The organism is Agromyces humatus (assembly GCF_021228295.1).
GTDB classification, from domain to species: Bacteria; Actinomycetota; Actinomycetes; order Actinomycetales; family Microbacteriaceae; genus Agromyces; species Agromyces humatus.
Map to the genome: position 1 here is coordinate 328,487 of NZ_JAJQPD010000002.1, position 24,621 is coordinate 353,107.

The 24,621-nt window shown below is 71.0% G+C and carries 23 protein-coding genes and 1 pseudogene; 2 read left to right on the plus strand and 22 right to left on the minus strand.

The genetic code is table 11. The features are described 5' to 3' along the window. Window positions 1-32: 32 nt before the first annotated feature. From LSF15_RS04180 to pyrR, 14 genes are all read right to left on the minus strand, one after another. Window positions 33-1,508: an RsmB/NOP family class I SAM-dependent RNA methyltransferase gene (locus LSF15_RS04180; protein WP_232497266.1), complete on the minus strand. Its 1,476-nt coding sequence runs from the start codon at window positions 1,506-1,508 to the stop codon at window positions 33-35. Beyond that, window positions 1,505-2,422: a methionyl-tRNA formyltransferase gene (gene fmt, locus LSF15_RS04185; protein ID WP_232497473.1), complete on the minus strand. Its 918-nt coding sequence runs from the start codon at window positions 2,420-2,422 to the stop codon at window positions 1,505-1,507. Before fmt ends, LSF15_RS04180 begins: the two co-directional genes overlap by 4 nt. A 52-nt stretch (window positions 2,423-2,474) precedes the next feature. Then, window positions 2,475-4,439 (minus strand): primosomal protein N' family DNA-binding protein, encoded by a 1,965-nt coding sequence (locus tag LSF15_RS04190; protein WP_232497267.1) that lies wholly within the window; start codon window positions 4,437-4,439, stop codon window positions 2,475-2,477. Window position 4,440: 1 nt separating this feature from the next. Then, entirely contained in the window at window positions 4,441-5,634 is a 1,194-nt protein-coding gene (gene metK, locus LSF15_RS04195) for a methionine adenosyltransferase (RefSeq protein ID WP_232497268.1), read from the minus strand. 64 nt (window positions 5,635-5,698) lie between these two features. Further along, window positions 5,699-6,922: a bifunctional phosphopantothenoylcysteine decarboxylase/phosphopantothenate--cysteine ligase CoaBC gene (gene coaBC / locus LSF15_RS04200; RefSeq protein ID WP_232497269.1), complete on the minus strand. Its 1,224-nt coding sequence runs from the start codon at window positions 6,920-6,922 to the stop codon at window positions 5,699-5,701. Between the two features lie 13 nt (window positions 6,923-6,935). After that, window positions 6,936-7,193 carry a DNA-directed RNA polymerase subunit omega gene (gene rpoZ / locus LSF15_RS04205; protein WP_022888006.1) on the minus strand — a complete coding sequence of 86 codons (258 nt, stop codon included), beginning with the start codon at window positions 7,191-7,193 and terminating at the stop codon, window positions 6,936-6,938. Window positions 7,194-7,270: 77 nt separating this feature from the next. After that, window positions 7,271-8,218: a guanylate kinase gene (gene gmk / locus LSF15_RS04210; RefSeq protein WP_232497270.1), complete on the minus strand. Its 948-nt coding sequence runs from the start codon at window positions 8,216-8,218 to the stop codon at window positions 7,271-7,273. After that, a complete protein-coding gene (gene pyrF, locus LSF15_RS04215) occupies window positions 8,211-9,092 on the minus strand; it encodes an orotidine-5'-phosphate decarboxylase (RefSeq protein ID WP_232497271.1) in 882 nt (293 codons plus the stop codon). The genes gmk and pyrF overlap by 8 nt, the downstream gene beginning before the upstream one ends. Next, on the minus strand, window positions 9,089-12,379 hold the full coding sequence (carB, locus tag LSF15_RS04220; protein ID WP_232497272.1) for a carbamoyl-phosphate synthase large subunit: 3,291 nt from the start codon (window positions 12,377-12,379) through the stop codon (window positions 9,089-9,091). Before carB ends, pyrF begins: the two co-directional genes overlap by 4 nt. Next, a complete protein-coding gene (gene carA, locus LSF15_RS04225) occupies window positions 12,379-13,587 on the minus strand; it encodes a glutamine-hydrolyzing carbamoyl-phosphate synthase small subunit (protein ID WP_232497273.1) in 1,209 nt (402 codons plus the stop codon). The genes carB and carA overlap by 1 nt, the downstream gene beginning before the upstream one ends. After that, window positions 13,580-14,131, minus strand: a complete 552-nt coding sequence (locus tag LSF15_RS04230; RefSeq protein WP_232497274.1) for a PH-like domain-containing protein — start codon at window positions 14,129-14,131, stop codon at window positions 13,580-13,582. Before LSF15_RS04230 ends, carA begins: the two co-directional genes overlap by 8 nt. Then, on the minus strand, window positions 14,124-15,458 hold the full coding sequence (locus tag LSF15_RS04235) for a dihydroorotase (protein ID WP_232497275.1): 1,335 nt from the start codon (window positions 15,456-15,458) through the stop codon (window positions 14,124-14,126). Before LSF15_RS04235 ends, LSF15_RS04230 begins: the two co-directional genes overlap by 8 nt. Further along, complete coding sequence (locus tag LSF15_RS04240; protein ID WP_232497276.1) at window positions 15,458-16,408, minus strand: aspartate carbamoyltransferase catalytic subunit; 951 nt, start codon at window positions 16,406-16,408, stop codon at window positions 15,458-15,460. Before LSF15_RS04240 ends, LSF15_RS04235 begins: the two co-directional genes overlap by 1 nt. After that, a complete protein-coding gene (pyrR, locus tag LSF15_RS04245; RefSeq protein WP_232497277.1) occupies window positions 16,405-16,950 on the minus strand; it encodes a bifunctional pyr operon transcriptional regulator/uracil phosphoribosyltransferase PyrR in 546 nt (181 codons plus the stop codon). Before pyrR ends, LSF15_RS04240 begins: the two co-directional genes overlap by 4 nt. A gap of 115 nt (window positions 16,951-17,065) precedes the next feature. On the opposite strand from pyrR, the gene LSF15_RS04250 reads away from it, so the two are divergent. Next, window positions 17,066-17,728, plus strand: coding sequence for a hypothetical protein (locus LSF15_RS04250; RefSeq protein ID WP_232497278.1), 663 nt, complete (start codon window positions 17,066-17,068; stop codon window positions 17,726-17,728). A gap of 40 nt (window positions 17,729-17,768) precedes the next feature. Here LSF15_RS04250 and LSF15_RS04255 read toward each other — a convergent pair whose 3' ends face one another. Beyond that, window positions 17,769-18,284 carry a DoxX family membrane protein gene (locus tag LSF15_RS04255; protein WP_232497279.1) on the minus strand — a complete coding sequence of 172 codons (516 nt, stop codon included), beginning with the start codon at window positions 18,282-18,284 and terminating at the stop codon, window positions 17,769-17,771. A 451-nt stretch (window positions 18,285-18,735) separates the two neighbouring features. Between LSF15_RS04255 and LSF15_RS19170 the strand changes: the two are divergent. After that, a pseudogene (locus LSF15_RS19170) lies at window positions 18,736-19,299 on the plus strand (glycosyltransferase); the annotation flags it as partial. A gap of 105 nt (window positions 19,300-19,404) precedes the next feature. Here the strand turns inward: LSF15_RS19170 and nusB are convergent. The 7 genes from nusB to LSF15_RS04290 all read right to left on the minus strand — a co-directional run bounded on the left by nusB (window position 19,405) and on the right by LSF15_RS04290 (window position 24,619). Continuing rightward, a complete protein-coding gene (gene nusB / locus LSF15_RS04260; protein WP_232497280.1) occupies window positions 19,405-19,818 on the minus strand; it encodes a transcription antitermination factor NusB in 414 nt (137 codons plus the stop codon). After that, a complete protein-coding gene (gene efp / locus LSF15_RS04265) occupies window positions 19,818-20,381 on the minus strand; it encodes an elongation factor P (RefSeq protein WP_232497281.1) in 564 nt (187 codons plus the stop codon). Before efp ends, nusB begins: the two co-directional genes overlap by 1 nt. A gap of 129 nt (window positions 20,382-20,510) precedes the next feature. Beyond that, window positions 20,511-20,966 carry a type II 3-dehydroquinate dehydratase gene (locus LSF15_RS04270; RefSeq protein ID WP_232497282.1) on the minus strand — a complete coding sequence of 152 codons (456 nt, stop codon included), beginning with the start codon at window positions 20,964-20,966 and terminating at the stop codon, window positions 20,511-20,513. Next, window positions 20,963-22,048: a 3-dehydroquinate synthase gene (gene aroB, locus LSF15_RS04275; protein ID WP_232497283.1), complete on the minus strand. Its 1,086-nt coding sequence runs from the start codon at window positions 22,046-22,048 to the stop codon at window positions 20,963-20,965. The genes LSF15_RS04270 and aroB overlap by 4 nt, the downstream gene beginning before the upstream one ends. Further along, a complete protein-coding gene (locus LSF15_RS04280) occupies window positions 22,045-22,563 on the minus strand; it encodes a shikimate kinase (protein ID WP_232497284.1) in 519 nt (172 codons plus the stop codon). The genes aroB and LSF15_RS04280 overlap by 4 nt, the downstream gene beginning before the upstream one ends. Next, a complete protein-coding gene (gene aroC, locus LSF15_RS04285) occupies window positions 22,556-23,776 on the minus strand; it encodes a chorismate synthase (protein ID WP_232497285.1) in 1,221 nt (406 codons plus the stop codon). Before aroC ends, LSF15_RS04280 begins: the two co-directional genes overlap by 8 nt. Before the next feature lie 21 nt (window positions 23,777-23,797). Next, window positions 23,798-24,619 carry a shikimate dehydrogenase gene (locus tag LSF15_RS04290; RefSeq protein ID WP_232497286.1) on the minus strand — a complete coding sequence of 274 codons (822 nt, stop codon included), beginning with the start codon at window positions 24,617-24,619 and terminating at the stop codon, window positions 23,798-23,800. Window positions 24,620-24,621: the final 2 nt, after the last annotated feature.

Consider the following 24,621-nt stretch of genomic DNA (forward strand, 5'->3'; position numbering starts at 1 on the left):
CGTCAGCCTACCGATCACCGCACGGCGTGAAGTCACCCGGTGCGTTCGAGCAGGGCGATGAACATCGCATCGGTGCCGTGCCGGTGCGGCCAGAGCTGCACGGTGTCGGGCGTGCCGGCGAGGTCGAGCGGATGCCGCGACACTTCGGCGACCACGGCGCGCGTGTCGAGCTGCACGACCTCGCCGGCGTGCCGCTCGAGCGCCGCGCGCAGGGTGCCGAAGGTCTCGGCCGTGTGCGGCGAGCACGTGACGTAGGCGAGGACCCCGCCGGGCCTGAGCGATCGGATCGCGGCGTCGAGCAAGTCGCCCTGCAGTTTCGTGAGTTCGGCGACATCGGCCGGCTGCTTGCGCCAGCGCGCCTCGGGTCGACGGCGCAGGGCACCGAGCCCCGTGCAGGGCGCATCGAGCAGGATGCGGTCGAATCCGCCCTCGGCGCCGAGCGCCGCGGCGTCGAGCTCGCGACCGTCGAGTTCATGCACCTCGACGGCGAGCGGCACGCCGGCGATCGCCTTGCGCACGAGCTCGGCGCGTGCGGGAACGACCTCGTTGGCGGCGAGCACCGCGCCGGTCGCGAGCGCCTCGGCCGCGAGGATCGCGGTCTTGCCCCCCGGGCCGGCGCACAAGTCGAGCCAGCGCTCGCCCGGCGCGACCGGGCGAGCCCGGGTCAGCGCGAGCGCCGCGAGCTGCGACCCTTCGTCCTGCACGCGCACGCGGCCCTGAGATCGCCCGACGAGCGCGAGCGGATGACCCGCCGTGAAGCCGAGCGGCGAGTACGCGTTCGGCGTGCCGAGGTCGTCGGGGCCCGGGACATCCGCACCCGGAAGCGCGACGAGGTTCACGCGCGGTGCGGCGTTGTCGGCGGCCAGCAGCGCGTCGAGTTCGTCGCCGCGCTGCTCGTGGGCGAGGGCGGCGCGCAGCGCGCGGACGATCCACTTCGGATGCGACGACACGGCGGCGAGCTTCGCGTCGGCACCGCCCGGGGTCTCGCGCGCGACGTGTTCGCGCCACTCCTCGGGCGACGTGCGCGAGATCGTGCGGAGTACCGCGTTGACGAAGCCCGTCGCGCCGGGCGCGATGCGCTTGGCGAGCACGACCGACTCGTTGACTGCGGCGTGCGTCGGCACCCGCGTGGCGAGCAGCTGGTGGGCACCGAGCCGCAGGATGTCGAGCACCGGCGGGTCGATGCGGTCGGTCGGGCGCCCTGCTGCGAGCGCGATGACGGCGTCGTAGAAGCCCTGCATGCGCAGGGTGCCGTAGCCGAGCTCGGTCGCGAGGGCGGCGTCTTCGGGGCTGAGGCGCGACCGCTCGATGCGGGCCGGCATGAGCAGGTTCGCGTACGCCTCGTCGATGCGCACCGCCTCGAGCACCTCGTAGGCGACGATTCGTGCGGGCGAGACGCGCACCTGCTTCGGTTCGCGCGTGTCGTCGCGACGCGGTCGGCCCCCGCGGCCGGTGCGCCGGTTGCCGCCGCTGCCGCGGTCGGTGCTGCCGCCACGCTGATCGCTCATCGCGCGACCGCCTCGTCGACGCCGAGCCCACGCCACCAGTCCGCAGCCCCCATCGGGGTGCGCCCGGCGGGCTGCACCCGCAGCAGTTCGACGGCGCCGTCGGCGGTACCGACGAGGATGCGCCTGCCTTCGGCGCGCGCGACCCCCGCCGCGAGGTTCGCCGGGCCGTCGAACGGCCGAGCCCCGAGCACCTTCAGCCGCGCGCCGCCGACCTCGGTGAACGCGCCCGGTTCGGGCGTGACCCCGCGGAACCTCGCGTCGACCGCGGCGGTCGACTGCGCCCAGTCGAGTCGAGCGTCGTCGATGGCGAGTTTGGGGGCGAACGAGGGGGCGCCGGCTTGCGGGGTCGCGATCGCGGTGCGCGCGCCGATCGCGTCGACCACACCGGCGGTGAGTTCAGCGCCCGACACCGCGAGGGCATCGAGGAGCTCGCCGGCGGTCTCACCCGCGCCGACATCGCGCCGCACGGTGGCGAAGACGTCGCCCGCGTCGAGCTCGGCGACGAGCTGGAAGACGGATGCCCCGGTGACGGCGTCGCCCGCGATGAGCGCCCGCTGCACCGGCGCGGCGCCACGCCAGGCGGGCAGCAACGAGAAGTGCAGGTTGATCCAGCCGTACTCGGGCAGAGAGAGGAGCGGCTCGCGCACGAGCCCGCCGTACGCGACGATGACGCCGAGGTCGGGTTCGAGCGCGGCGATCGCCGCCGTGGCCCGTTCATCGAGGCGCGCCGCGTCGATCACCGGCAGGCCGAGCCGCGCCGCGGCCTGCGCCACGGGAGACGCCGTGAGCACCCGCTTGCGCCCGAGCGGCGCAGGCGGTCGCGTCACGACGCCAACGACCTCGTGCGGCCCGGCGACGAGTCGCTCGAGGGTCGGCACAGCGGGCGCCGGTGTTCCGGCGAAGACGAGACGCAAGTGGGGCACACTCCATTCTGGCGGATAGTCCGGCAGGCGGGCCGCTGCTCGCCTACGACACCTCGGGGTCGTCGAATCGAACCCGCAACGTCGGCGCCTTGCGCACGGGCTGTCCGGCGACCGGGCGGCGGCGCTCGGTCGCGACCCGGATCTGCTCGGCCTTGAGGATCTCGGCGACGCGTGTGGCGGCGGCGTAGTCGGCCCGCACGATCGCGCGTTCGAGTCCGGCGTCCTCGGGCACCGGCCCGAGCACGTCGACCGCGGTGCCGAGCTCGTCGAGGGCGGTGAGCGCGTGCTCGAGGTGTTCACGCCTGGCGCGCACCGTGGCGACCCTCACGGCGGGCGGGAACCGGAGTTCTCGACGGGCGGCGAGTTCGGCGGACGCCCACCGGTCATGCCGCCACGTCGCGAGCGCGGTGCCGATGGCGCCGCCCACCCCGACGAGGAACACGGGCGCTGCGGGCGCCGCGAGTGCCGCGGCGTTCGACCACCACCGCAGGCAGTCCTCGGCCACACGCAGCGACTCGCGCAGGAGCATCCGCTCGCCGTCGAGCAGCAGAACGGCGCGGTAGCCGCCCTCGGCGATCGGTTCGGCACCGCGCGTCGCGACGACGAGCTGCGGCGTCGCATCGACGGTGAGCACGGGATGCTCACCGTCGGAGCGCACGATGCGAACGGCCGGGAACGCCCGACCGAGGTCTTCGGCGGTGCGCGCAGAGCCCACGGTCGCGCCGCGAAGGCGGGTGCCGTCGCAGTTGGCGCAATGCCAGTCGGCCGCGCTGCGACCGCAGAGCCGGCAGTGCGGCGCGCCCGTGGCCGTGGGCGATGCCAGCGCTCCGCCGCACGTCGTGCACGACCCGGGCTCACGGCACGTCTCGCACACGAGCGACGGTGCGTACCCCGGCTGCGAGACCTGCACGAGCACGGGTCCGATGCGCACCGCCTCGGCCGCCGCGGTCCACGCCGTCGACGGGATGCGAGCGGCCCGAGCCCGCTCGTCGGCCGCCGCCTGGTTCTCGGTGATGACGACGTGCGGGCGGACGGCCCGGGCACGAGGCACCGCATGCACCCAGCCGATCTCGACGAGGCGCTGCACATCGACGCTGCGCGTGTGACCGAGGAACAGCAGGGCGGCGCCCGACTGCTCCTGCCGCACGAGGGCCGCATCGCGGGCGTGAACCCCGGGGGCGAGCGGCTCGGCCTGCAGTGCGTCGCCGTCGTCCCAGAGGCCGATGAGCCCGAGTCGGTGCGCCGGTGCGTAGACCGCCGATCGGTTTCCGACGATGACGCGGGCGACCGGTTCACCCGCCCGCAGAAGCCCGCGGTAGCGCTCGGCGCCAGGCTGACGCGCATCGGTGCGGATGAGCCGACTCGGGTCGACCCGTTCGGCGAGGGCCGCCTCGATCTGGTCTTGATCGCGGTAGTCGGGAACGACGAGGATCGCGCTCCGATCATCGGCCAGCGTGCGCACGGCAGCGTCGGCGAGGGTCACGGCCCACGCGCCGACCCATGCTCCGCTGTCGAGGCGCACGGGTTGCGGGAGGGCGGCGAGGGTCATCCGTTCGCCGTCGCGGAGGCCGCGCTCGACGGCGCCCTCGTCGTAGCCGGCGATCGGCGGCGGCTCGACCGGCAGCGGCCCGGGTGGCGTCATGTCGGCGAGCCACGCCTTCTCGGCGCGCACGTAGCGGCTCGGGATCGCGAGGCGCAGGATGTCGCTCGCGGTGCCCGCGGCGCGGTCGGCGAGCCGGCGGGCGAGCCGCCACACGTCGTCGTCGAGCATCGGCACCTCTGACACGATGTCGTCGAGCTCGGCGAGCCGGCCGCCGTACTCGCTCGATTCGGCGAGCTCGACGATCCACCCCTGCGCGATGCGACCGCCGCTGCGAAGTGGAACCCGCACGCGCTGCCCGGCGCGGACGACCGCCGAAAGGCGCGCGGGGACGACGTAGTCGAACAGCTGGTCGAGCTGCGGCAGTGGCGAGTCGACGAGCACCCTTGCGACGGGGCCGCCGCTCACGTCAGAGCCCGGCGGCGGCGCGCAGGTCGTCGACGCGGTCGAGGTTCTCCCACGTGAAGTCGGGCAGCTCTCGCCCGAAGTGGCCGTAGCTCGCGGTCTGCGCGTAGATGGGTCGCAGCAGATCGAGGTCGCGGATGATCGCGGCCGGGCGCAGGTCGAACACGTCGCGGATCGCGGCGATGATCTGGTCGTCGGGCAGTGCGCCGGTGCCGAACGTCTCGACGTAGAGACCCACGGGCGATGCCGCGCCGATCGCGTACGCGACCTGCAGCTCGAGACGGTCGGCGAGGCCGGCCGCGACGGCGTTCTTGGCGACCCAGCGCATGGCGTACGCCGCCGAGCGGTCGACCTTGGACGGGTCCTTTCCGCTGAAGGCGCCGCCGCCGTGGCGGCTCGAGCCGCCGTACGTGTCGATGATGATCTTGCGCCCGGTGAGGCCGGCATCGCCCTGGGGGCCGCCGATCTCGAACCGGCCCGTGGGGTTGATGAGCACCTTGAGGGCGGGCCGTGCGAGCTCGACCGTGTCGAGCACCGGCCCGATGACGAGCTCTTCGACCTCGGCGCGCAGCTGTTCGGTCGAGACCGCCGGCGAGTGCTGCGTCGACAGCACCACCGTGTCGATCGTCTGCGGCACCTGACCGTCGTAGCCGACCGTGACCTGCGTCTTGCCGTCGGGCCGGAGGTAGTCGAGTTCACCCTTCTTGCGCACGGCGGCGAGCCGCTCGGCCATGCGGTGCGCGAGCCAGATCGGCACCGGCATGAGCTCGGGCGTCTCGCGGGTCGCATAGCCGAACATGATGCCCTGGTCGCCGGCACCCTGTTGGTCGAGCACGTCGTCGCTCGCACGCTCGCGCGACTCGAACGCACGGTCGACGCCCTGCGCGATGTCGGGCGATTGGCCGCCGATCGACACGGAGACGCCGCACGAACGCCCGTCGAACCACACGTCTGACGAGTCGTAGCCGATCGAGGTGATGCGCTCACGCACGATCGCGGGGATCTCGACGTAGCCCGATGTCGTCACCTCGCCGGCGACGTGCACGAGGCCGGTCGTCACGAGGGTCTCGACCGCGACCCGGCTGTGCGGGTCTTCCGCGAGCAGCGCGTCGAGGATCGAATCCGACACCTGGTCGCAGATCTTGTCGGGGTGCCCCTCGGTCACGGACTCGGAGGTGAAGAGTCGGAGTGCGCTCATGTGCGGTCAGATTCCTTCGGTGTTGCTGCGGGTGCCGCGCGCTCGGCGCGAGGCGGTGCGGGCGTCAGTTCAGCTTCGAGACAACCACGTCGAGGATGCCATCGGCCACCGACACCTTGCTTCCGTGAAGCCGTGTGACGATCTCGCCGTCGACGCCGATGACGACGGCCGAGTTCTCGTCGGCTGCGAACCCCTCGGTCCAGCCGACTCGGTTCACGACGAGCAGGTCGGCCCGCTTGGCCTCGCGTTTCGCGCGCCCGAGTTCGAGGATGCGCTCGTCGTCGGGTTCGGTCTCGGCGGCGAAGCCGACGAGCAGTGTGCCGTCGTGCGGGCCGTGCCCCAGCCCCGCGAGTATGTCGGGATTGCGCACGAGTTCGAGCGTGAGCCCGTCGTCGGACTGGTCTTTCTTGATCTTCGCCTCGCTCACGGTTGCCGGACGGTAGTCGGCCACGGCCGCCGCCATCACGACGACGTCGGCGCCGCGCGACGCCTCGGTCACCGCCGCCTGCAGTTCGAGCGCGGTCGAGACGCGGCGGATGTCGCAACCGGCCGGCTCGGCCACCTCGAGGTTCGCCGCCACGAGGGTGACCTGCGCGCCGCGCGCACGGGCGGCCTCGGCGATCGCGATGCCCTGCTTGCCGCTCGAGCGGTTGCCGAGGAACCGCACCGGATCGAGCGGTTCGCGGGTGCCGCCGGCGGAGACCACCACACGGCGACCGGCGAGGTCGCCGTGCACAGCCGGTGTGTTCGATCGAATGGATGCCGCGACCGCGAGCGCGGCATCGACGATCGCCTCGGGCTCCTCCATGCGGCCGGGGCCGCTGTCGGCGCCGGTGAGCTGGCCCACCGCGGGGCCGACGACGGTGACCCCTCGGGCCTGCAGTGTGGCGATGTTCGCCTGCGTGGCCGGGTTGCGCCACATCTCGGTATGCATGGCGGGCGCGATGACGACCGGCGCCTCGCTGGCGAGCACGGTGTTGCCGAGCAGGTCGTCGGCGAGCCCGGTGGCCAGCTTCGCGATGGTGTTCGCCGTCGCCGGCGCGATCACGATGAGGTCGGCCGACTGGCCGATCGCCACGTGACGCACTTCGGCGACGCCCTCGTAGAGGTCGACGTGCACGGGGTTGCGTGAGATCGCCTCGAGCGTGGGGAGCCCCACGAAGCGAAGGGCACCCTCGGTGGGCACGACGTGGACGTCGTGTCCGGCGAGCACGAGCGCCCGCACGACACCGACGGCCTTGTACGCGGCGATGCCGCCGGTGATGCCGACGACGATGTTGAGGGTCACGCGGCCCTCTGGCTCACTCGGCCAGCGGGCGGAGCCGGAGCTTGTCCTCGTTGATCTCGTGCATCGCCACCGACAGCGGCTTGTCGTCGATCGACGAGTCGACGAGGGGGCCGACGTTGTCGAACAGGCTGCCCTCGTGGAGGTCGGCGTAGTAGTCGTTGATCTGGCGCGCGCGCTTCGACGCGAAGATGACGAGCTGGTACTTCGAGTCGACCTTCGAGAGCAGGTCGTCGATGGGCGGGTCGATGATGCCGGACAGCTTCTCAGCCATGGAGTGACTCCTTCAGTGGGGGTGCGCGCCCGCAGCGCGCGGAAAGTCGGGGCGAGGGCAGCCGGAACCGATTCGGCTCAGTGCCGACCCTTGCGAGATCTCATCAAGTCTACGACCTTCTGCGCGGCCTCGCCGACCTCGTGGTTCACGACCTGGTGGTCGAACTCGTCGACGGCGGCGAGTTCGACCTTCGCGGTCTCGAGCCGACGCTGCTGTTCCGACGGGCTCTCGGTGCCGCGGCCGACGAGTCGGCGCACGAGTTCATCCCACGATGGCGGCAGCAGGAACACGAGCGTCGCCTCGGGCATCGCGCGGCGAACCGAGCGTGCGCCCTGGATGTCGATCTCGAGCAACACGCTGTTGCCGGCCGCGATCGCCTCGTCGACGGCCTTGCGCGGGGTGCCGTAGCGCGACGCGTTGTGCACGGTGGCCCACTCGAGCAGTTCGCCCGCCTCGACCAGGCGGTCGAACTCCGCGTCGTCGACGAAGAAGTAGCTCTCGCCCTCGACCTCGCCGGGTCGCGGAGCGCGGGTCGTCGCCGAGACCGACAGCCGCACCTCGGGGTGGTGGCGGCGGATGTACGAGGCGACCGTGCCCTTGCCGACCGCGGTGGGGCCTGCGAGCACGACCAGCCGGTCGCCGGTGCCGCCGTGCGCGGCGATCCAGTCGGCGACGAACTCGCGCAGGCGGCGGCGCTGCAGGCGCCCGAGACCGCCGAGCCGCTTCGACGTCGAGATCTCGAGCTCATGCATGATCCGAGCGGACTTCGTCGCCCCGATCGCGGGGATCGAGGTCAGGAACTCGGTGACGCGCAGACGTCCCTCGACACCCTCGGGCCGCTCGTATGCCTCGCGTAGCACGTCGAGCGGACTGCGAATCCCGTCGGCGATCTGCGTCTTGACCGCGGCGCGGGCACGACGTGCTGCCACGGCGGCGCGGGATGCCGCGACCCGGTCGACCTCGGGGGGCGTGCGCGTCGCGGCCGCATCCGACCGGCTGCTCGGATCAGTCGTGTGCTCAGGCAATTGCCGCTCCGTACTCGTCGACTCTGCGGGCGATCGCATCGACCAGCCCGTCGGGACCCGCCTCGAGGATCGAGCGGGATTCGTTCGCGATGACACCGCCGGCGAACGCGCCGAACCGGGCGCGGAGCTCTCGGGGTTGGGCTCCCTGATGGCCGAACCCGGGCGCCAGCACCGGCAGTCCGGGGCGCCGCGCCTCGCCGTCGATGTCGATGCCCGCGAGCGCGAGGTCGGTCGTGGCGCCGAAGACGACGCCGATCGAGCCGAGTGCGCGTGTCGCGGCATCCGGTCGCCCGTGATTCCACCCGATGACGCCGTGCGTGATGGCGTCGGCGACCGTGCTGCCCGCGCGGGACGACTGCTGCAGGACCGCGCGCTGGATCGCCGCCGCTTCGGGGTTCGAGGTGGCGGCGAGCACGAACAGCCCCTTGCCCGCGGCATCGGCGGTCGACATGACCGGTTCGATCGACCCGAGGCCCTGGTAGGCGCTGATCGTCATGGCATCGGCCTCGAGCGGTGAACCGGGCCGAAGCCACGCCTCGCCGTAGGCCTCGACCGTGGAGCCGATATCGCCGCGCTTGACGTCGGCGATCACCAGGAGCCCGGCATCGCGCGCCTCGCGCAGCACGCGCTCGAGCGCCGCGTATCCCGCAGCGCCGTGGCGCTCGAAGAACGCGATCTGGGGCTTCACGATGCCGACGCGGCCGGCCGCCGCCTCCACCGTTCGCAGCCCGAGCTCGCGCGCTCCCTCGGCCGAGTCGGGCTGACCCCAACGGGCGAGCAGCGCCGCGTGCGGGTCGATGCCGACGCAGAGGTGCCCGTATGCGGCGAACACGGCCCCGAGCCGGTCGCCGAACGAGATCCGTTCGCCCTTCATGCCGTTTCCGCCCTGCGCAGGGCGTACTCCTGCAGGCTGGTCACCTCGAACCCGTCACCGACGACATCGAGCGACGCGACGGCCGCCGAGAGTTCCGCGATCGTCGTGAACAGCGGGATGTCGGCGGCGACCGCCGCGGCACGGATCTCGTAGCCGTCAGCACGCGCCGAGCGCCCGCTCGGGGTGTTGACGACGACGTCGACCTCGCCCCGGTGGATGAGCTCGACGACCGACGCCGCGTCTTCAGTGGGCTTGTCGCTGAACTTCAACACCACGCGCGCCTTGATGCCGTGCCGCCGCAGCACCTCGGCAGTGCCCTCGGTCGCGGTGAGCTCGTAGCCGAGCTGCTGCAGACGCAGCACCGGCAGCACGATGGATCGCTTGTCGCGGTCGGAGACCGAGACGAACACGGTGCCGGTCTTCGGCATGCCGCCGTAGGCGGCGAGCTGGCTCTTCGCGAACGCACGCGGGAAGTCGCGGTCGATGCCCATGACCTCGCCCGTCGAGCGCATCTCGGGACCGAGCACCGAGTCGACCATGATGCCCTCACGGGTGCGGAAGCGGTGGAACGGCAGCACGGCCTCTTTGACGGCGACCGGGGCATCGAGCGGGATGCGCGAGCCGTCGGACTCGGGCAGCATGCCCTCGTCCACGAGTTCGCGGATCGTCGCGCCGACCATGATGCGGCTGGCCGCCTTGGCGAGCGCGATGCCGAGCGCCTTCGACACGAACGGCACGGTGCGGCTCGCGCGGGGGTTCGCCTCGAGCACGTAGAGCACGCCCGCCCCGATCGCGAACTGCACGTTGAGCAGACCGCGCACGCCGATTCCCTCTGCGATCGCTCGCGTGGCCTCGCGCACCCGGTCGACCTCGGCCCGTCCGAGGGTCACCGGCGGCAGGGTGCAGCTCGAGTCGCCCGAGTGGATGCCCGCCTCCTCGATGTGCTCCATCACGCCGCCGATGTACAGCTCGGTGCCGTCGTAGAGGGCATCCACGTCGATCTCGATGGCATCGTCGAGGAACCGGTCGACGAGCAGCGGGTGGCTCGGTCCGACGATGCCCTGCCCTTCGATGCGGGCGAAGTAGTCGGCGAGCGAGGGCGAGTCGTAGACGATCTCCATGCCTCGGCCGCCGAGCACGTAGCTCGGGCGCACGAGCACGGGGTAGCCGATGCCCTCGGCGACGTGCACCGCGCCGGCGAGGTCGATGGCGGTGCCGTTGCGCGGCGCGAGCAGCCCGGCGCTCTCGAGGATTCCGGCGAACAGGCCCCGCTCCTCGGCCAGGTCGATCGCGTCGGGAGTGGTGCCGAGGATCGGCACGCCCGCCGCCTCGAGGCCCTTCGCGAGACCGAGCGCGGTCTGCCCGCCGAGCTGCACGACGACGCCGACGAGCTCGCCCGACTGCGACTCGGCGTGGATGACCTCGAGTACGTCCTCGAGCGTGAGCGGCTCGAAGTACAGCCGGTCGCTCGTGTCGTAGTCGGTCGAGACCGTCTCGGGGTTGCAGTTGATCATGATCGTCTCGAACCCGGCGTCGGAGAGCGCGAACGACGCGTGCACGCACGAGTAGTCGAACTCGACGCCCTGGCCGATGCGATTCGGCCCAGACCCCAGGATGACGACCTTCCTGCGCGTCGACGGCTCGACCTCGGTCTCGACGTCGTAACTCGAGTAGTGGTACGGCGTGAGCGCCGGGAACTCCCCCGCACACGTGTCGACCGTCTTGTACACCGGGCGAATTCCGAGGATGTGCCGCACCTCGCGTGCGTCGGCCTCGCTGCCGAACCCGCGCAGCTGCGCGATCTGCGCGTCGGAGAAGCCGTGGTCCTTGGCGAGGCGCAGCAGGTCGGTGTCGAGCGCCTCGGCCGACGCCACCGTCTGCGCCACCTCGTTGATGAGCACGATCTGGTCGAGGAACCACGGGTCGATCTTGGTCGCGTCGAACGCCTGCTCGATCGTGGCGCCCCTGCGCAGCGCCTGCTGCACGAACACGATGCGGCCATCGGTGGGGACGGATGCGAGTTCGAGGAGTTCGTCGACACTGCGCTCCTCGTCGCCCCAGTGGAACGACGAGCCGCGCTTCTCGAGCGACCGCAGGGCCTTCTGCAGCGCCGTCGCGAAGTTGCGACCGATCGCCATGGCCTCGCCGACCGACTTCATGGTCGTGGTGAGCGTGGGGTCGGCCGCCGGGAACTTCTCGAACGCGAACCGCGGAACCTTGACGACGACATAGTCGAGCGTCGGCTCGAAGCTCGCCGGGGTCACTCGCGTGATGTCGTTCGGGATCTCGTCGAGCCGGTAGCCGATGGCGAGCTTCGCCGCGATCTTCGCGATCGGGAATCCCGTGGCCTTGGAGGCGAGCGCCGACGAGCGTGAGACGCGCGGGTTCATCTCGATGACGATGATGCGGCCGTCGGCCGGGTCGACGGCGAACTGGATGTTGCACCCGCCGGTGTCGACGCCGACCGCACGGATGATGTCGATGCCGATGTCGCGCAGCTGCTGATATTCGCGGTCGGTGAGCGTGAGCGCCGGGGCGACGGTGATCGAGTCGCCCGTGTGCACGCCGACGGGGTCGACGTTCTCGATCGAGCACACGACGACCGTGTTGTCGTGCGTGTCGCGCATGAGCTCGAGCTCGTACTCCTTCCAGCCGAGGATCGACTCCTCGAGGAGCACCTCGGTGGTCGGCGAGTCATGGAGGCCCTGCGTCACGATGCGCACGAGCTCCTCCTCGGTGTACGCGAAGCCCGATCCGAGTCCGCCCATCGTGAACGAGGGGCGCACCACGAGGGGGTAGCCCAGGTCTTCGGCGAAGGTCTTGGCCTCGTCGACCGTCTTCGCGACGTGCGAACGCGCGACGTCGGCACCGGCCTCGATGACGAGGTCCTTGAAGAGCTGGCGGTCTTCACCCTTGCGGATCGCGTCGACCTTCGCGCCGATGAGCTCGACGCCGTGCTTCTCGAGGATGCCCGCGTCGTGCAGCGCGATGGCCGCATTGAGCGCCGTCTGGCCACCCAGGGTCGGCAGCACCGCGTCGGGCCGCTCCTTGACGATGATCGACTCGATGATCTCGGGGGTGATCGGCTCGATGTACGTCGCGTCGGCGAAGTCGGGGTCGGTCATGATCGTGGCCGGGTTCGGGTTCACGAGGATGACCCGCACGCCCTCTGCCCGCAGCACGCGGCACGCCTGCGTGCCCGAGTAGTCGAACTCGGCGGCCTGTCCGATGACGATCGGACCGGATCCGATGACGAGGACGCTGTTGATGTCGTCGCGCTTGGGCATCAGGCTTTGGACTCCTTGCTCGCGATGACCATGTCGCGGAACCGGTCGAAGAGGTAGTTCGCGTCGTGCGGGCCGGCCGCCGATTCGGGGTGGTACTGCACGCTGAACGCGGGGATGTCGAGGCAGTTGAGGCCCTCGACGACGTTGTCGTTGAGGTCGACATGGCTCACCTCGACCCGCCCGAAGCCCTCGCTCGACTCGCTCACGCGGTCGATGGGTGCATCGACGGCGAAGCCGTGGTTGTGCGCGGTGATCTCGACGCGGCCCGTGGCCCGGTCGAGAACCGGCTGGTTGATGCCCCGGTGCCCGAACGTCAGCTTGTAGGTGCCGAACCCGAGGGCGCGGCCGAGCAGCTGGTTGCCGAAGCAGATGCCGAAGTAGGGCACGCCCTCTCGCAGTACCGTGCGCAGCAGGTCGACATGGCGATCGGATGCCCCGGGGTCGCCGGGCCCGTTCGAGAAGAACAGCGCGTCGGGCTCGAGCGCGAGCACCTCGTCGGCCGTCGCGGTCTGCGGGAGCACGTGTACGTCGAACCCGCGTTCGGCGAGGTGGTTCAACGTCGAGGTCTTGACCCCGAGGTCGAGCACGGCGACCGATCCGACGCGCTCCCGCGTGGACTCGACCGTGTAACGCTCGGCGGTCGACACCTCTCCTGAGAGGTTGCGACCGCTCATCTGGGCACCCGACTGCACGAGCGCGAGCTGCTCACCGTGGCTGAGGGCGGCGGCGTCACCAGAGAAGATGCCGGCGCGCATGGCCCCCGCCGACCGGAGGTGCCGGGTCACGGCTCGGGTGTCGATGCCCGAGATGCCCACGACGCCCGACGCGATGAGGTCGTCATCGAGGCTGCGCTGCGACCGGAAGTTCGACACCACCCGGGACGGGTCGCGCACGATGAACCCGGCGACCCAGATGCGCGCCGACTCCTCGTCTTCGTCGTTCATGCCCGTGTTGCCGATGTGCGGAGCCGTCATCAGGACGATCTGACCTGCGTACGACGGGTCGGTCAGCGTCTCCTGGTACCCGGTCATGCCGGTGGCGAAGACCGCCTCTCCGAGCGTGCGGCCACGGGCGCCGTACGCGCGCCCCTCGTACCGCTTGCCGTCTTCGAGGACGAGCACGGCGGGCTCGCTCGTGCGGCCGGTCGTGGGCGCAGCGGGCTCGGTCGTGTCGACGGGCGCTGACGCGGTGGTGGGGATCTCAGCCATCCGAGGCCTCGCTCTCGTGTTCGGGCCGCGGCACGGCGGGCGCCGCGGCGATGTCGTTGACGGCCCGGATGATCCTGGCCGCGTCGCCCGCGTAGCGGGCGCGAAGGTAGCTGTCGACGCGGCGAGCCGGCTCGGTTTCATCGGCCGCGCGCGGCGACCACGTGAGCGCGACGAGTCCGTCGGGTTCGACGCCGCGATCGATCGTGTAGCTCGCGGTCGACGCACCGACGAGTCGGGCGGCCGGGATGAAGGTCGTCGACTCTCCGGCGATCCTCAGGATCACGCCCGGGCTCACCACCTCGACGTGCGCCGCGCCCCGGAACGCGAGCCCCTTCACGGCGAGTCGCTCGAGCGGATCGCCGACCGGGGTCGTCGCGACGTAGAGCACCTCGGCCTCGAGCGCGGGCGCGCCGGGCGATTCGGGAAGCGGGTAGGAGGTGAGCGATTCGTCGCGCACGGTGCGGTGTCGCCACGACCGGTACATGAGCCAGACGATGACGGCGACGACGACGACCGCGACGATTCCGCCGATCCACTTATCCATTCGACACCGCCAGGGCCAGCGCGGCGACCTCGCCGGCGTCGCGCACGACGCCGTTCGCGAGGGTCGAATAGCCGGCGTGGAACGTCGCGACCACCCGACCGGGCAGACTCCGCCCGAGATACGGCGAGTTGATGCTGCGACCGGCGAGCCGGTCGAGATCGAAGACGGATGCCGCTGCCGGGTCGTACAGCGTCAACTCGGGCGCCGCTCCGACGGCGATCGCCTCGCCGTGGCCACGGAGCCGTCCGATGCGTGCCGGCGCCTGCGACATCACACGCGCGACATCCGCCCAGCTCATGTGCCCCGTCTCGACGACCGCAGCGTGCACGACCGACAGGGCGGACTCGAGCCCGACCATGCCGTTGGCCGCGGCGTCCCACTCGCTCTGCTTGGCCTCGACGGGGTGCGGTGCGTGGTCGGTGGCGACGATGTCGATGGTGCCGTCGGCGAGCGCAGCGCGCAGCGCCAGGGTGTCTTCGGTGCGGCGCAGCGGCGGGTTGACCTTGAACCGCGGGTCGTAGTCCGAGACCAGGTCTTCGGTCAGCAGCAGGTGGTGCGGGGTGACCTCGGCGGTCACGTCGATGCCGCGGGCCTTCGCCCAGCGGATGACCTCGACCGAGCCCGCGGTCGAGACGTGGCACACGTGCAGCCGGCTGCCGACGTGCTCGGCGAGCAGGACGTCGCGCGCGATGATCGACTCCTCGGCGACGGCCGGCCAGCCGGTGAGGCCGAGTTCGCCCGAGAGTGCACCCTCGTTCATCTGGGCGCCCTCGGTGAGGCGCGGCTCCTGCGCGTGCTGGGCGATCACGCCGTCGAACGCCTTGACGTACTCGAGTGCGCGGCGCATGAGGAGCGGGTCGGAGACGCAGAAGCCGTCGTCGCTGAACACCCGCACGTTCGCCCGCGATCGCGCCATCGCCCCGAGCTCCGCGAGCTCGGCGCCTTTCAGGCCGACCGTGACCGCGCCGATCGGCTGCACCGTGGCGTAGCCGGCGGCCTTGCCGAGGCTCGTCTCCTGCTCGACGACGCCGGCGGTGTCGGCGACCGGGAAGGTGTTCGCCATCGCGAAGACTGCCGTGAAGCCACCGGCCGCAGCGGCCTGGGTGCCGGTGAGCACGGTCTCGCTCTGCTCGTAGCCCGGTTCGCGGAGGTGCGTGTGCAGGTCGACGAGCCCGGGGAGCGCGATGAGCCCGTCGGCGTCGAACACCGTCGCGCCCGCGGCATCGGCGATCGTGCCGACCTCGGCGATGATGCCGCCGTCGAGCAGGATGTCGGCGCGCTCGCCCGTCGGCAACGTCGCACCCGTGATGAGGTGGCGTTCGCTCATCAGGCTTCACCCCGCTCGCTCGACAACAGCAGATAGAGGGCGGCCATTCTCACTGATACTCCGTTCGCGACCTGCTCACGCACCGTCGATCGAGGTGAATCGGCTGCTCGTGCCGAGATTTCGAGCCCGCGGTTCATGGGACCTGGGTGCATGACCATCGTAGTGCCGGGCAGCCGGTCGAACCGGGCGTCGTCGAGCCCCCACGTCCTGGCGTACTCGCGGCTGTTGGGGAAGAACGCGGCGTGCATGCGCTCGGCCTGGATGCGGAGCATCATCACCACGTCGGGCGCCGCTGCGAGCGCGGCGTCGAGGTCGTAGCCGATCGTCGCCGGCCACGCGGCGGTGTCGACGGGCACGAGCGTCGGCGGGGCGACCAGTTCGACCTCGGCACCGAGCGTCGTGAGCAGCCACACGTTGGAGCGGGCGACGCGGGAGTGCAGGATGTCACCGACGATCACGACGCGAACGTCGTCGAGCCCGCGACCACGCGATGCGGCACCGTGCAAGCGGCGACGGATCGTGAACGCGTCGAGCAGGGCCTGCGTCGGATGCTCGTGCGTGCCGTCGCCCGCGTTGATAACCCCCGCGTCGATCCAGCCGCTCGTGGCGAGGGTGTGCGGGGCGCCCGAGGCGTGGTGGCGGATCACGACCCCGTCGGCGCCCATCGCCTGCAGGGTCTGCGCGGTGTCCTTCAGGCTCTCGCCCTTCGACACGCTCGATCCCTTGGCGCTGAAGTTGATGACATCGGCCGAGAGTCGCTTCGCCGCCGCCTCGAACGAGATGCGGGTGCGGGTGGAGTCCTCGAAGAACAGGTTGACCACGGTCTTGCCGCGCAGGGTGGGGAGCTTCTTCACCTCGCGCTCCTGCACCGCCGCCATGTCCTCGGCGATGTCGAGCAGGTTGATCGCCTCGTCGCGGGCGAGGTCGCGCGTGCCGAGCAGGTGCATCACTCGTCGCCCCCATCGATCGTGACGGCATCGTCACCGTCGATCTCGACGAGTCGCACGTTGATGCGCTCGCGCGTCGAGCTCGGAAGGTTCTTGCCGACGAAGTCGGCGCGGATGGGGAACTCGCGGTGTCCGCGATCGACGAGCACCGCGAGCCGCACCGCGCGCGCCCGGCCGAGGTCGGCCAGTGCGTCGAAGGCGGCCCTGATCGTGCGGCCCGAGTAGAGCACGTCGTCGACGAGCACGACGGTCTTGCCGTCGATGCCGCCGGGGGGCACCTCGGTGGGTGCCGGGGTGCGGGTGCGGGTGCGACCGAGGTCGTCGCGATACATGGTCACGTCGAGCGCGCCCGCGAGCGCGGCCGGCGCATCGGGTTCGATGCGGTCGATGATCTCGGCGATACGACGTGCGAGGGCGACGCCGCGCGTGGGGATGCCGAGGAGGACGAGATCGGAGCTTCCGCGATTGGACTCGAGGATCTCGTGCGAGATGCGGGTGAGCGCCCGCTGGATGTCAGCCTGACTGAGCACGGCACGTGCCATCAACCGACTCCCTTCTCCGCCTCACGGGACGGCCTTAAAGGTTGTCAACTCGCACGAGTCTACCGTGTCCCACGACTGCGGGCTGTCGCATGACGGCGCGAACGGATAGCGTGCGAAGATGCGCGAGCACCCCTCTCGGCCGTGGGCCGTCGCCACGGCACTCATCGCGGCGGCGTGGGCGTTCTTCCTCCTGCCTCCGCAGCAGGCGGTCTGGTCGGGCGCCGATATTCCGCCGTGGCTCGGCGCACTCGACTCGCAACCGGTGTACGACGGCATCCGCCTCTGGTTGGCGTCGATGGGACTGCACGACTACTACCTCGTCTTCGGCGCCGCGGCATCCGTTTCGTTCCTGCTCCTCTGGTTCGCGACCGGACCGGCGCTCATCGCGCTCGGCTGGAGCGGCCGCGTGCTCAGCCTGCTGCTGCTCGTCGCCGCACCGCTCACACTGCTGTCGTACCTGAATCACCCGACGGATGCCCCATTGCACCTGTTGTGGGGCGCCGAGGGCGTCGCCCTGCTCGCGATCTGCCTGTGGGCGATGGTCGTCGCGCTCGCCGCGCCGCGCGACGTCGCACGGGTCTGGGAGCGCCTGCTGCTCGCGGCGACGCTGCCGATCGTGGTCGGTGCGACGATCCTGTTCACGTACTGGCCGCACGGAAGCCTCATCGGTCTGGGCATCGAGGCCGCGGTGCTCGCCGCGTGGGCGCCCCGTGCCGACGTCGAGCTGCGGGACGCCACCGCGACGCCAGATGGCGTGAGACGCGCCGCGGGCGGCCCCTGATCCCATCAGGGGCCGCCCGCGGCGGCGGTTGCGAAGCGCTTCAGCGGCGGCCGATGGGGCGCTTCAGTGCCACGGCACCGACCACCATCGCCGCGGCGACGAGCACGACGTCCTTGAGGATGTACTGCGCGGTCAGGGTCGGTCCCGCGGTCGTGAACAATTCGCCGGTGAAGAACACGAGCGGCGAGAAGATGCCGACGAACGTGGCGGCGAGTGCGAGCAGGCCGATGCGCAGGAAGACGCCGGTGATGAAGGTCAGCCCCACGAGCACCTCGAGGGTCGCGGTGACCGCGAGCGCGGTGTAGCCGCCGATGATTCCGAACGACAGCGAATTCCAGGTGCTGCTGACGAGGCCCTCGACCGGACTGGCGCCGGGGATGAACTTCAGTGCTCCGAAGACGACGAAGACGAGGCCGAGCGAGACACGCAGGGTCGGCTGACCGGCGCGGCCGAGGAAGCGCTGCACGACGGCCTGTGCGGAGTTCGCACGGTCGAGCACGCTGTCGAGACCCGAGGCAGTCGAGGTACGGCCGCTGCCGATGGTGGTGGTGGACATGATGATTCCTTTCGAAGGCGGTGGGGGTTTCAGTGGCCGGAAGCGGCGACATGACCATCACACCGGGAACGCGCACCACGGTCGCCCGGAGTCCCACTGAACGCGCGTCGGGGTGCGCACCGACGCCGACCTCAGGGCATCGGCGCGCGGCTCCCCCCTTCGAGGGGTGCGCGTCGAACCCCCCGCGTTATGGGATGGAGTCGGCGCCCGACTTCCATGGGTCACCGTCAGCATCGTGCCGCTCACCATCCCGAGTCGCGACCTGCCCCCGCCGATACTCGGACTCTCACCGGCCAGGGGCCTCGTCGGACGCCTGCGCGACCGCGCGTTGCGGGCGGTGTCCCGCCTGGCGTCACGGGGAATCCAGGGTGCCTACGCCGAGGAACGTGAACGTGCCGGTCTGCAACCCGACGGCCTCTCGCTGGAGCAGGCCTTCATCTCCCCTGAGCTCGTGTGCGCGTCGGGAGTCGCCGAACTCGAGTATCCCCGCTCCGACCTCGCGACGCAGGTCGTCTTCGTCGGCGAACTCACCCGGTCGCGCACGAGCGATGTCGCCCTGCCATCGTGGTGGCCCGAGGTCGAGTCATCCGATGCTCCGATCGTGCACGTCACGCAGGGCACGCTCAACGTCGACCCGCACGATCTCATCGAGCCGACGTTCGCCGCCCTCGGCAGGCAACAGGTGCTGCTCGTCGCCGCGACCGGGCGAGCGGATTTCCCGGGCCTGCCGTTTCCGGCTCCGCCGAACGCTCGCGTGGCGGGGCTGGTGCCCTACGGCCCGCTCCTGCCTCGTCTCGAGGTCATGATCACTAACGGCGGCTGGGGCGGGGTGCTCGCTGCGCTTGCGCGGGGCATCCCGCTCATCGTCGCCGGCGGCGACCTCGACAAGCCCGAGATCGCGGCCCGCGTGGCGTGGGCCGGTGCCGGGGTGAACCTCTGCACGGGTCGTCCTCGCCCGCGCGCGATCCTGACCGCCTGGCGGCGCGTGAGCACCGACCCGTCGTATCGCGCGAACGCGGAAACGATTGGCGGCGTCGCTCGCCGCGCACGACGGCCCGCGCGAGGTCGTCGACCACACCATCGCACTGCTCACCCGACGGCGAGCAGCAGACCCGAGCGGCTAGGGCTTCGCGTGCGAGACGGCGGCGAGCAGACCGTTCACGAACCCCGCCGAGTCGTCGGTCGAGAGCACGGTGGCCGCTTCGACGGCCTCGGCGATCGCCACGGGGTCGGGCACCTCGTCGTTGAAGACGATCTCCCACACGCCGATGCGCAGCAGGGCACGGTCGACCGCGGGCATGCGCTCGAGGGTCCACCCGCGCGAGTGCGTCTCGATGAGCTCGTCGATCTCGTCACGGTGATCGACGATGCCGTCGACGATCTCACGTGCGTACAGCCACGACGCCGCCCGCTCGGGCTCATTCGCGGCCTTCTCGGCCTCGACGACGAGCATCTGCTCGACGGGGACCTGACGCATGTCGGCCGAGTACAGCAGGTCGAGCGCGCGCTTGCGCGCCTTCGTGCGTGCGCTCACTAGTCGTTCACGCGGCCGAGGTAGTCGCCCGTGCGGGTGTCGACCTTGACCTTCGTGCCCGTCTCGAGGAAGAGCGGCACCTGGATCTCATAGCCGGTCTCGACGGTGGCGGGCTTGGTGCCACCGGTCGACCGGTCGCCCTGCAGGCCCGGCTCGGTGTAGGTGATCTCGAGCACGACCGAGGCCGGCAGGTCGATGTACAGCGGGTTGCCGTTGTTCAGGGCGATCGTCACGGCCTGGTTCTCGAGCATGAAGTTCGCGGCGTCGCCGACGACGGTGCTCGAGACGGTGAGCTGCTCGTAGTCGGTCGCGTCCATGAACACGAAGCCCTCGCCGTCGTTGTACAGGTAGGTGAAGTCGCGGCGGTCGACGTTCTCGATCTCGATCTTCGCGCCGGCGTTGTACGTGCGGTCGACGGTCTTGCCGGTGACGACGTTCTTCAGCTTCGTGCGGACGAAGGCCCCGCCCTTGCCGGGCTTGACGTGCTGGAACTCGATGACGCTCCAGAGCTGGCCGTCGATCGAGAGGACGACGCCGTTCTTGATGTCCGCGGTGCTTGCCATGCGAATGGGATCCGTTTCAGTTGCGAAGAGGCTCGGCCGGAATGGGCCGCAGAAGTTCAGTCGGTCGAGTTTAGTCGCTGTGCTACGACCACGCCAATGCGGTGCGGATGCCGCGTGCCACGGCTTCGCTCAGCCGTCGGCCCGCCCCACGATGACGTCGATGAGGCGCCGCACCGCGGTGCCGTAGCCCGCGACCCCCTCGCCGATGACGTGGACGACCGCGACATCGGCGACGTACGAGTGGTGGCGGAACGGTTCGCGCTTCGTCACGTCGGAGATGTGCACCTCGGCGACGGGCAACGCGACCCCCGAGAGCGCATCACGGAGCACGATCGAGGTGTGCGTGAGCCCGCCGGGGTTGATGACGATGCCCGCGCAATCGAGGCGGGCCGCGTGGATCGCGTCGAGGAGGACGCCCTCGTGGTTGCTCTGCACCGCGCGCACGTCGAAGCCGAGTTCGAACGCGACTTCGGTCGCGAGCCGCTCGACGTCGTCGAGGGTGTGCGATCCGTAGATCTCGGGCTCGCGGGTGCCCAGGAGGTTGAGGTTCGGGCCGTTGACGAGCAGCAGGCGACGCTCGCTCACGAGCCGATCTCCTGGTACGCGGCGAAGAGCAGCGACTGGTCGGGTGCGAGCATCACTGTCGGCTTGGCGAGGTCGTCGAGCACGACGAACCGCAGCTGGCCGGCGCGGGCCTTCTTGTCACGCTGCATCGTCGCGAGCAGCGTGCTCCAGCGGCCGGCGGGGTAGCTCGTCGGCAGGCTGAGCAGGTCGAGCACCCGCCGGTGGCGGTCGGCGACCTCGTCGCTGAGGCGCCCCGAGAGCCGGCCGAGTTCGGCCGCGAACATCATGCCGACCGCGACCGCGGCGCCGTGCCGCCACTGGTAGCGCTCGGCGTGCTCGACCGCATGGCCGAGCGTATGGCCGTAGTTCAGGATCTCGCGCAGGCCCTGTTCGGTGAAGTCCTCTGAGACGACATCGGCCTTCATCTGGATCGCCAGTTCGACCACCCGCCGGAACTCGGGGGTCGACGGGTCGGTCGCACGCTCGGGGTCGGCCTCGATGACATCGAGGATCTCGGGGTAGCGGATGAAGCCCGCCTTCACGATCTCGGCGAATCCGGCGAGGATCTCGTTCCTCGGCAGCGTGTCGAGCAGCTCGACGTCGCAGAGCACCGCGGCCGGTGCATGGAAGACGCCGACGAGGTTCTTGCCCTCGTTCGTGTTGATGCCGGTCTTGCCGCCGACGGCCGCGTCGACCATGCCGAGCACCGTCGTCGGCACCTGCACGACGCGCACGCCCCGCAACCAGGTCGCGGCAACGAACCCGGCGAGGTCGGTGATCGCTCCCCCGCCGAACCCGACGATCGCGTCGCTCCGCGTGAAGTCGGCCTGCCCGAGCACCTGCCAGCAGAAGGCCGCGACCTCGACGCGCTTGCCGGCCTCGGCGTCGGGAACCTCGGCGAGCAGCACCTCGTAGCGGTCGCTGAGTGACTCGCGAAGCGCGGCCGCGCGCGCCCCCAGCGTGGCGGGGTGGACGACGAGCACCTTCCTGGGTGCGGTGCCGAGCACGTCGGCGAGCTCGCCGACCACGCCCGCCCCGATGACGACCTCGTAGCCGGTCTCGCCGCCCACCCGAATGCTCGTGCGCGTCTGGCCTGCCGTCATCGTGTTCCTCCGAATCGCTCGGTGATGGCATCGACGATGCGTGCGACCGAGCGGCGCGACGTATCGATGGAGAGATCGGCGACGGCCTCGTAGAGGGGCCGGCGTTCCGCGAGGATCGCGCTCCACCGGTCGAGCCCGCCCTCGGCGATGAGCGGCCGGTTGCCGCCCGCGAGCCTCGGCCGCACCGCCTCGCGAGAGACCCGCAGCCACACGACGGCCAGCCCCGCGAGGTCGGCCAGGGTGTCGGGGTGCAGCACGGCGCCCCCGCCGAGCGAGATCACCGCCTCTTCGCGCAGCGCCTCGGCGACGACCTCGCGCTCGACGATGCGGAAGTACTCCTCGCCCTCGCGTGCGAAGATCTCGTCGATCGGCCCGTAGCGTTCGGCGATGCGCAGGTCGGTGTCGATGAACGGCGCATCGACGGATGTCGCGAGCCGCTGCCCGACGCGCGACTTGCCCGCGCCCATCGGGCCGACGAGCACGATCGGCAGCGCGATGCGCTCGCCGTCAGACACGGTCGGGGGCGACCTCTGCCGACGCGACGGCCGTGCGCAGGGAGTCGGGGATCGCGGCGAGGAACGACTCGAGGTTGCGACGGGTCTCTTCGACCGAGTCGCCGCCGAACTTCTCGAGCACCGCGCCTGCGAGTGTGAGCGCGACCATCGCCTCGGCGACGACGCCCGCCGCGGGCACCGCGCACACGTCGGATCGCTGGTGGTGCGCGGCGGCGGCCTCGCCAGTGGCGACGTCGATCGTCGGCAGGGCATGCGGCACGGTCGCGATGGGCTTCATGCCGGCACGCACGCGCAGCACCGTGCCGGTGGACATGCCGCCCTCGGTGCCTCCGGCGCGATCGCTGGATCGTGCGATGCGGCCGTCGACCTGGTGCAGTTCGTCGTGCGCTTCGGAGCCGCGACGCGTGGTCGTCAGGAATCCGTCGCCGACCTCGACGCCCTTGATGGCCTGGATGCCCATGAGGGCGGCGGCGAGCTGCGAGTCGAGCCGGCGGTCCCAGTGCACGTACGAGCCCAGCCCCGGCGGCAGGCCGTAGGCGAGCACCTCGACGACGCCGCCGAGCGTGTCGCCGTCTTTGTGCGCGAGATCGACCTCGGCGACCATGGCGGCGGATGTCTCGGGGTCGAAGCAGCGCAGCGGGTCGGCATCGAGCCGTTCGACATCATCGGGCATCGGCAGCGGCCGGCCCTCGGGCACCCGCACGGGGCCGATCGAGAGGGTGTGCGAGACGAGGCGGATGCCCAGCTCGGCGAGGAAGGACCTGGCGACCGCGCCGAGCGCGACGCGCGCGGCCGTCTCGCGGGCGCTCGCCCGCTCGAGCACCGGGCGCGCCTCGTCGAAGTCGTACTTCTGCATGCCGACGAGGTCGGCGTGGCCCGGACGGGGCCTCGTGAGCGGCGCTCCGCGACCGCGGCCGAGGCTGGCGGGGTCGACGGGCTCGGGGCTCATCACCTCCTGCCATTTGGGCCATTCGGTGTTGCCGATGCGCAGGGCCACGGGGCTGCCGAGGCTCACGCCGTGTCGCACGCCGCCCGAGATCGACAGTTCGTCCTGCTCGAACTTCATGCGCGCACCCCGGCCGTAGCCGAGCTTTCGGCGCGCGAGGTCGGCACGGATGGAGTCGAGCGAAACGGGGATACCGGCGGGAAGACCCTCGAGGATCGCGACGAGCTCAGGCCCGTGCGACTCTCCGGCAGTGAGCCAACGGAGCATGACTCCTATCCTTCCACAGGGTCAACGCAGGGCGTCGCGCATGACGGCGAGCACGTCGTCATCATCGTCGAGCGGCGCATTCGGGTCGCCGTTCACGAAGATGCGCACCTGCAGGAGCGCCTGATGCAGCAGCATGCCGAGGCCGTGAACGACGCGTCCTCCGCCCTCCAGCCACGAGGCACCGAGCGCCGTCGGCCACGGATCGTAGGCGACGTCGAGCAGCGGTGCGGTCGCCGCCAGGGTCGGGTTGGGCACCACGTCGAGGCCGGCCGACCCGGGGAGCGTGCTGACGACGAGATCGGCGTCGTCGATATCGGCCAACGCCGCGATCGGCGACTCCTCGACGACGACCCCGAGCCGCCGGCCCAGTTCGACGACCGGCTGCGCCGCGCCCGGACGGCGCACGAGCACGCGCACGTCGCCCGCGCCGAGCGCGGCCATGGCGACGAGCGCAGAGAGGGCCGTCGCCCCCGCGCCGACGATCGCACCATGGACCACCCGGCGCACGTCGGATTCCGCGAGCGTTCGCACGATGCCGCCGATGTCGGTGTTGAAGCCGCGCCGCGACCCGCCGTCGAACACCACGGTGTTCGCCGCACCCGTGAACTGCGCGACCTCGTCGACGTGGTCGAGCATCGGCAGCACGTCCTGCTTCAACGGCATCGTGAGCGACAGGCCACGCCACGAGGCATCCAGCCCGTCGATGAAACCGCCGAGGCGGGAGCCGTCCATCTCGATCGCGTGGTACTCCCAGTCGAGCCCGAGACGGGCGTACGCCGCGCGATGCAGGGCGGGGCTGCGCGAATGCCCGATGGGCGACCCGAGCACCGCGAGTCGTCGCATGT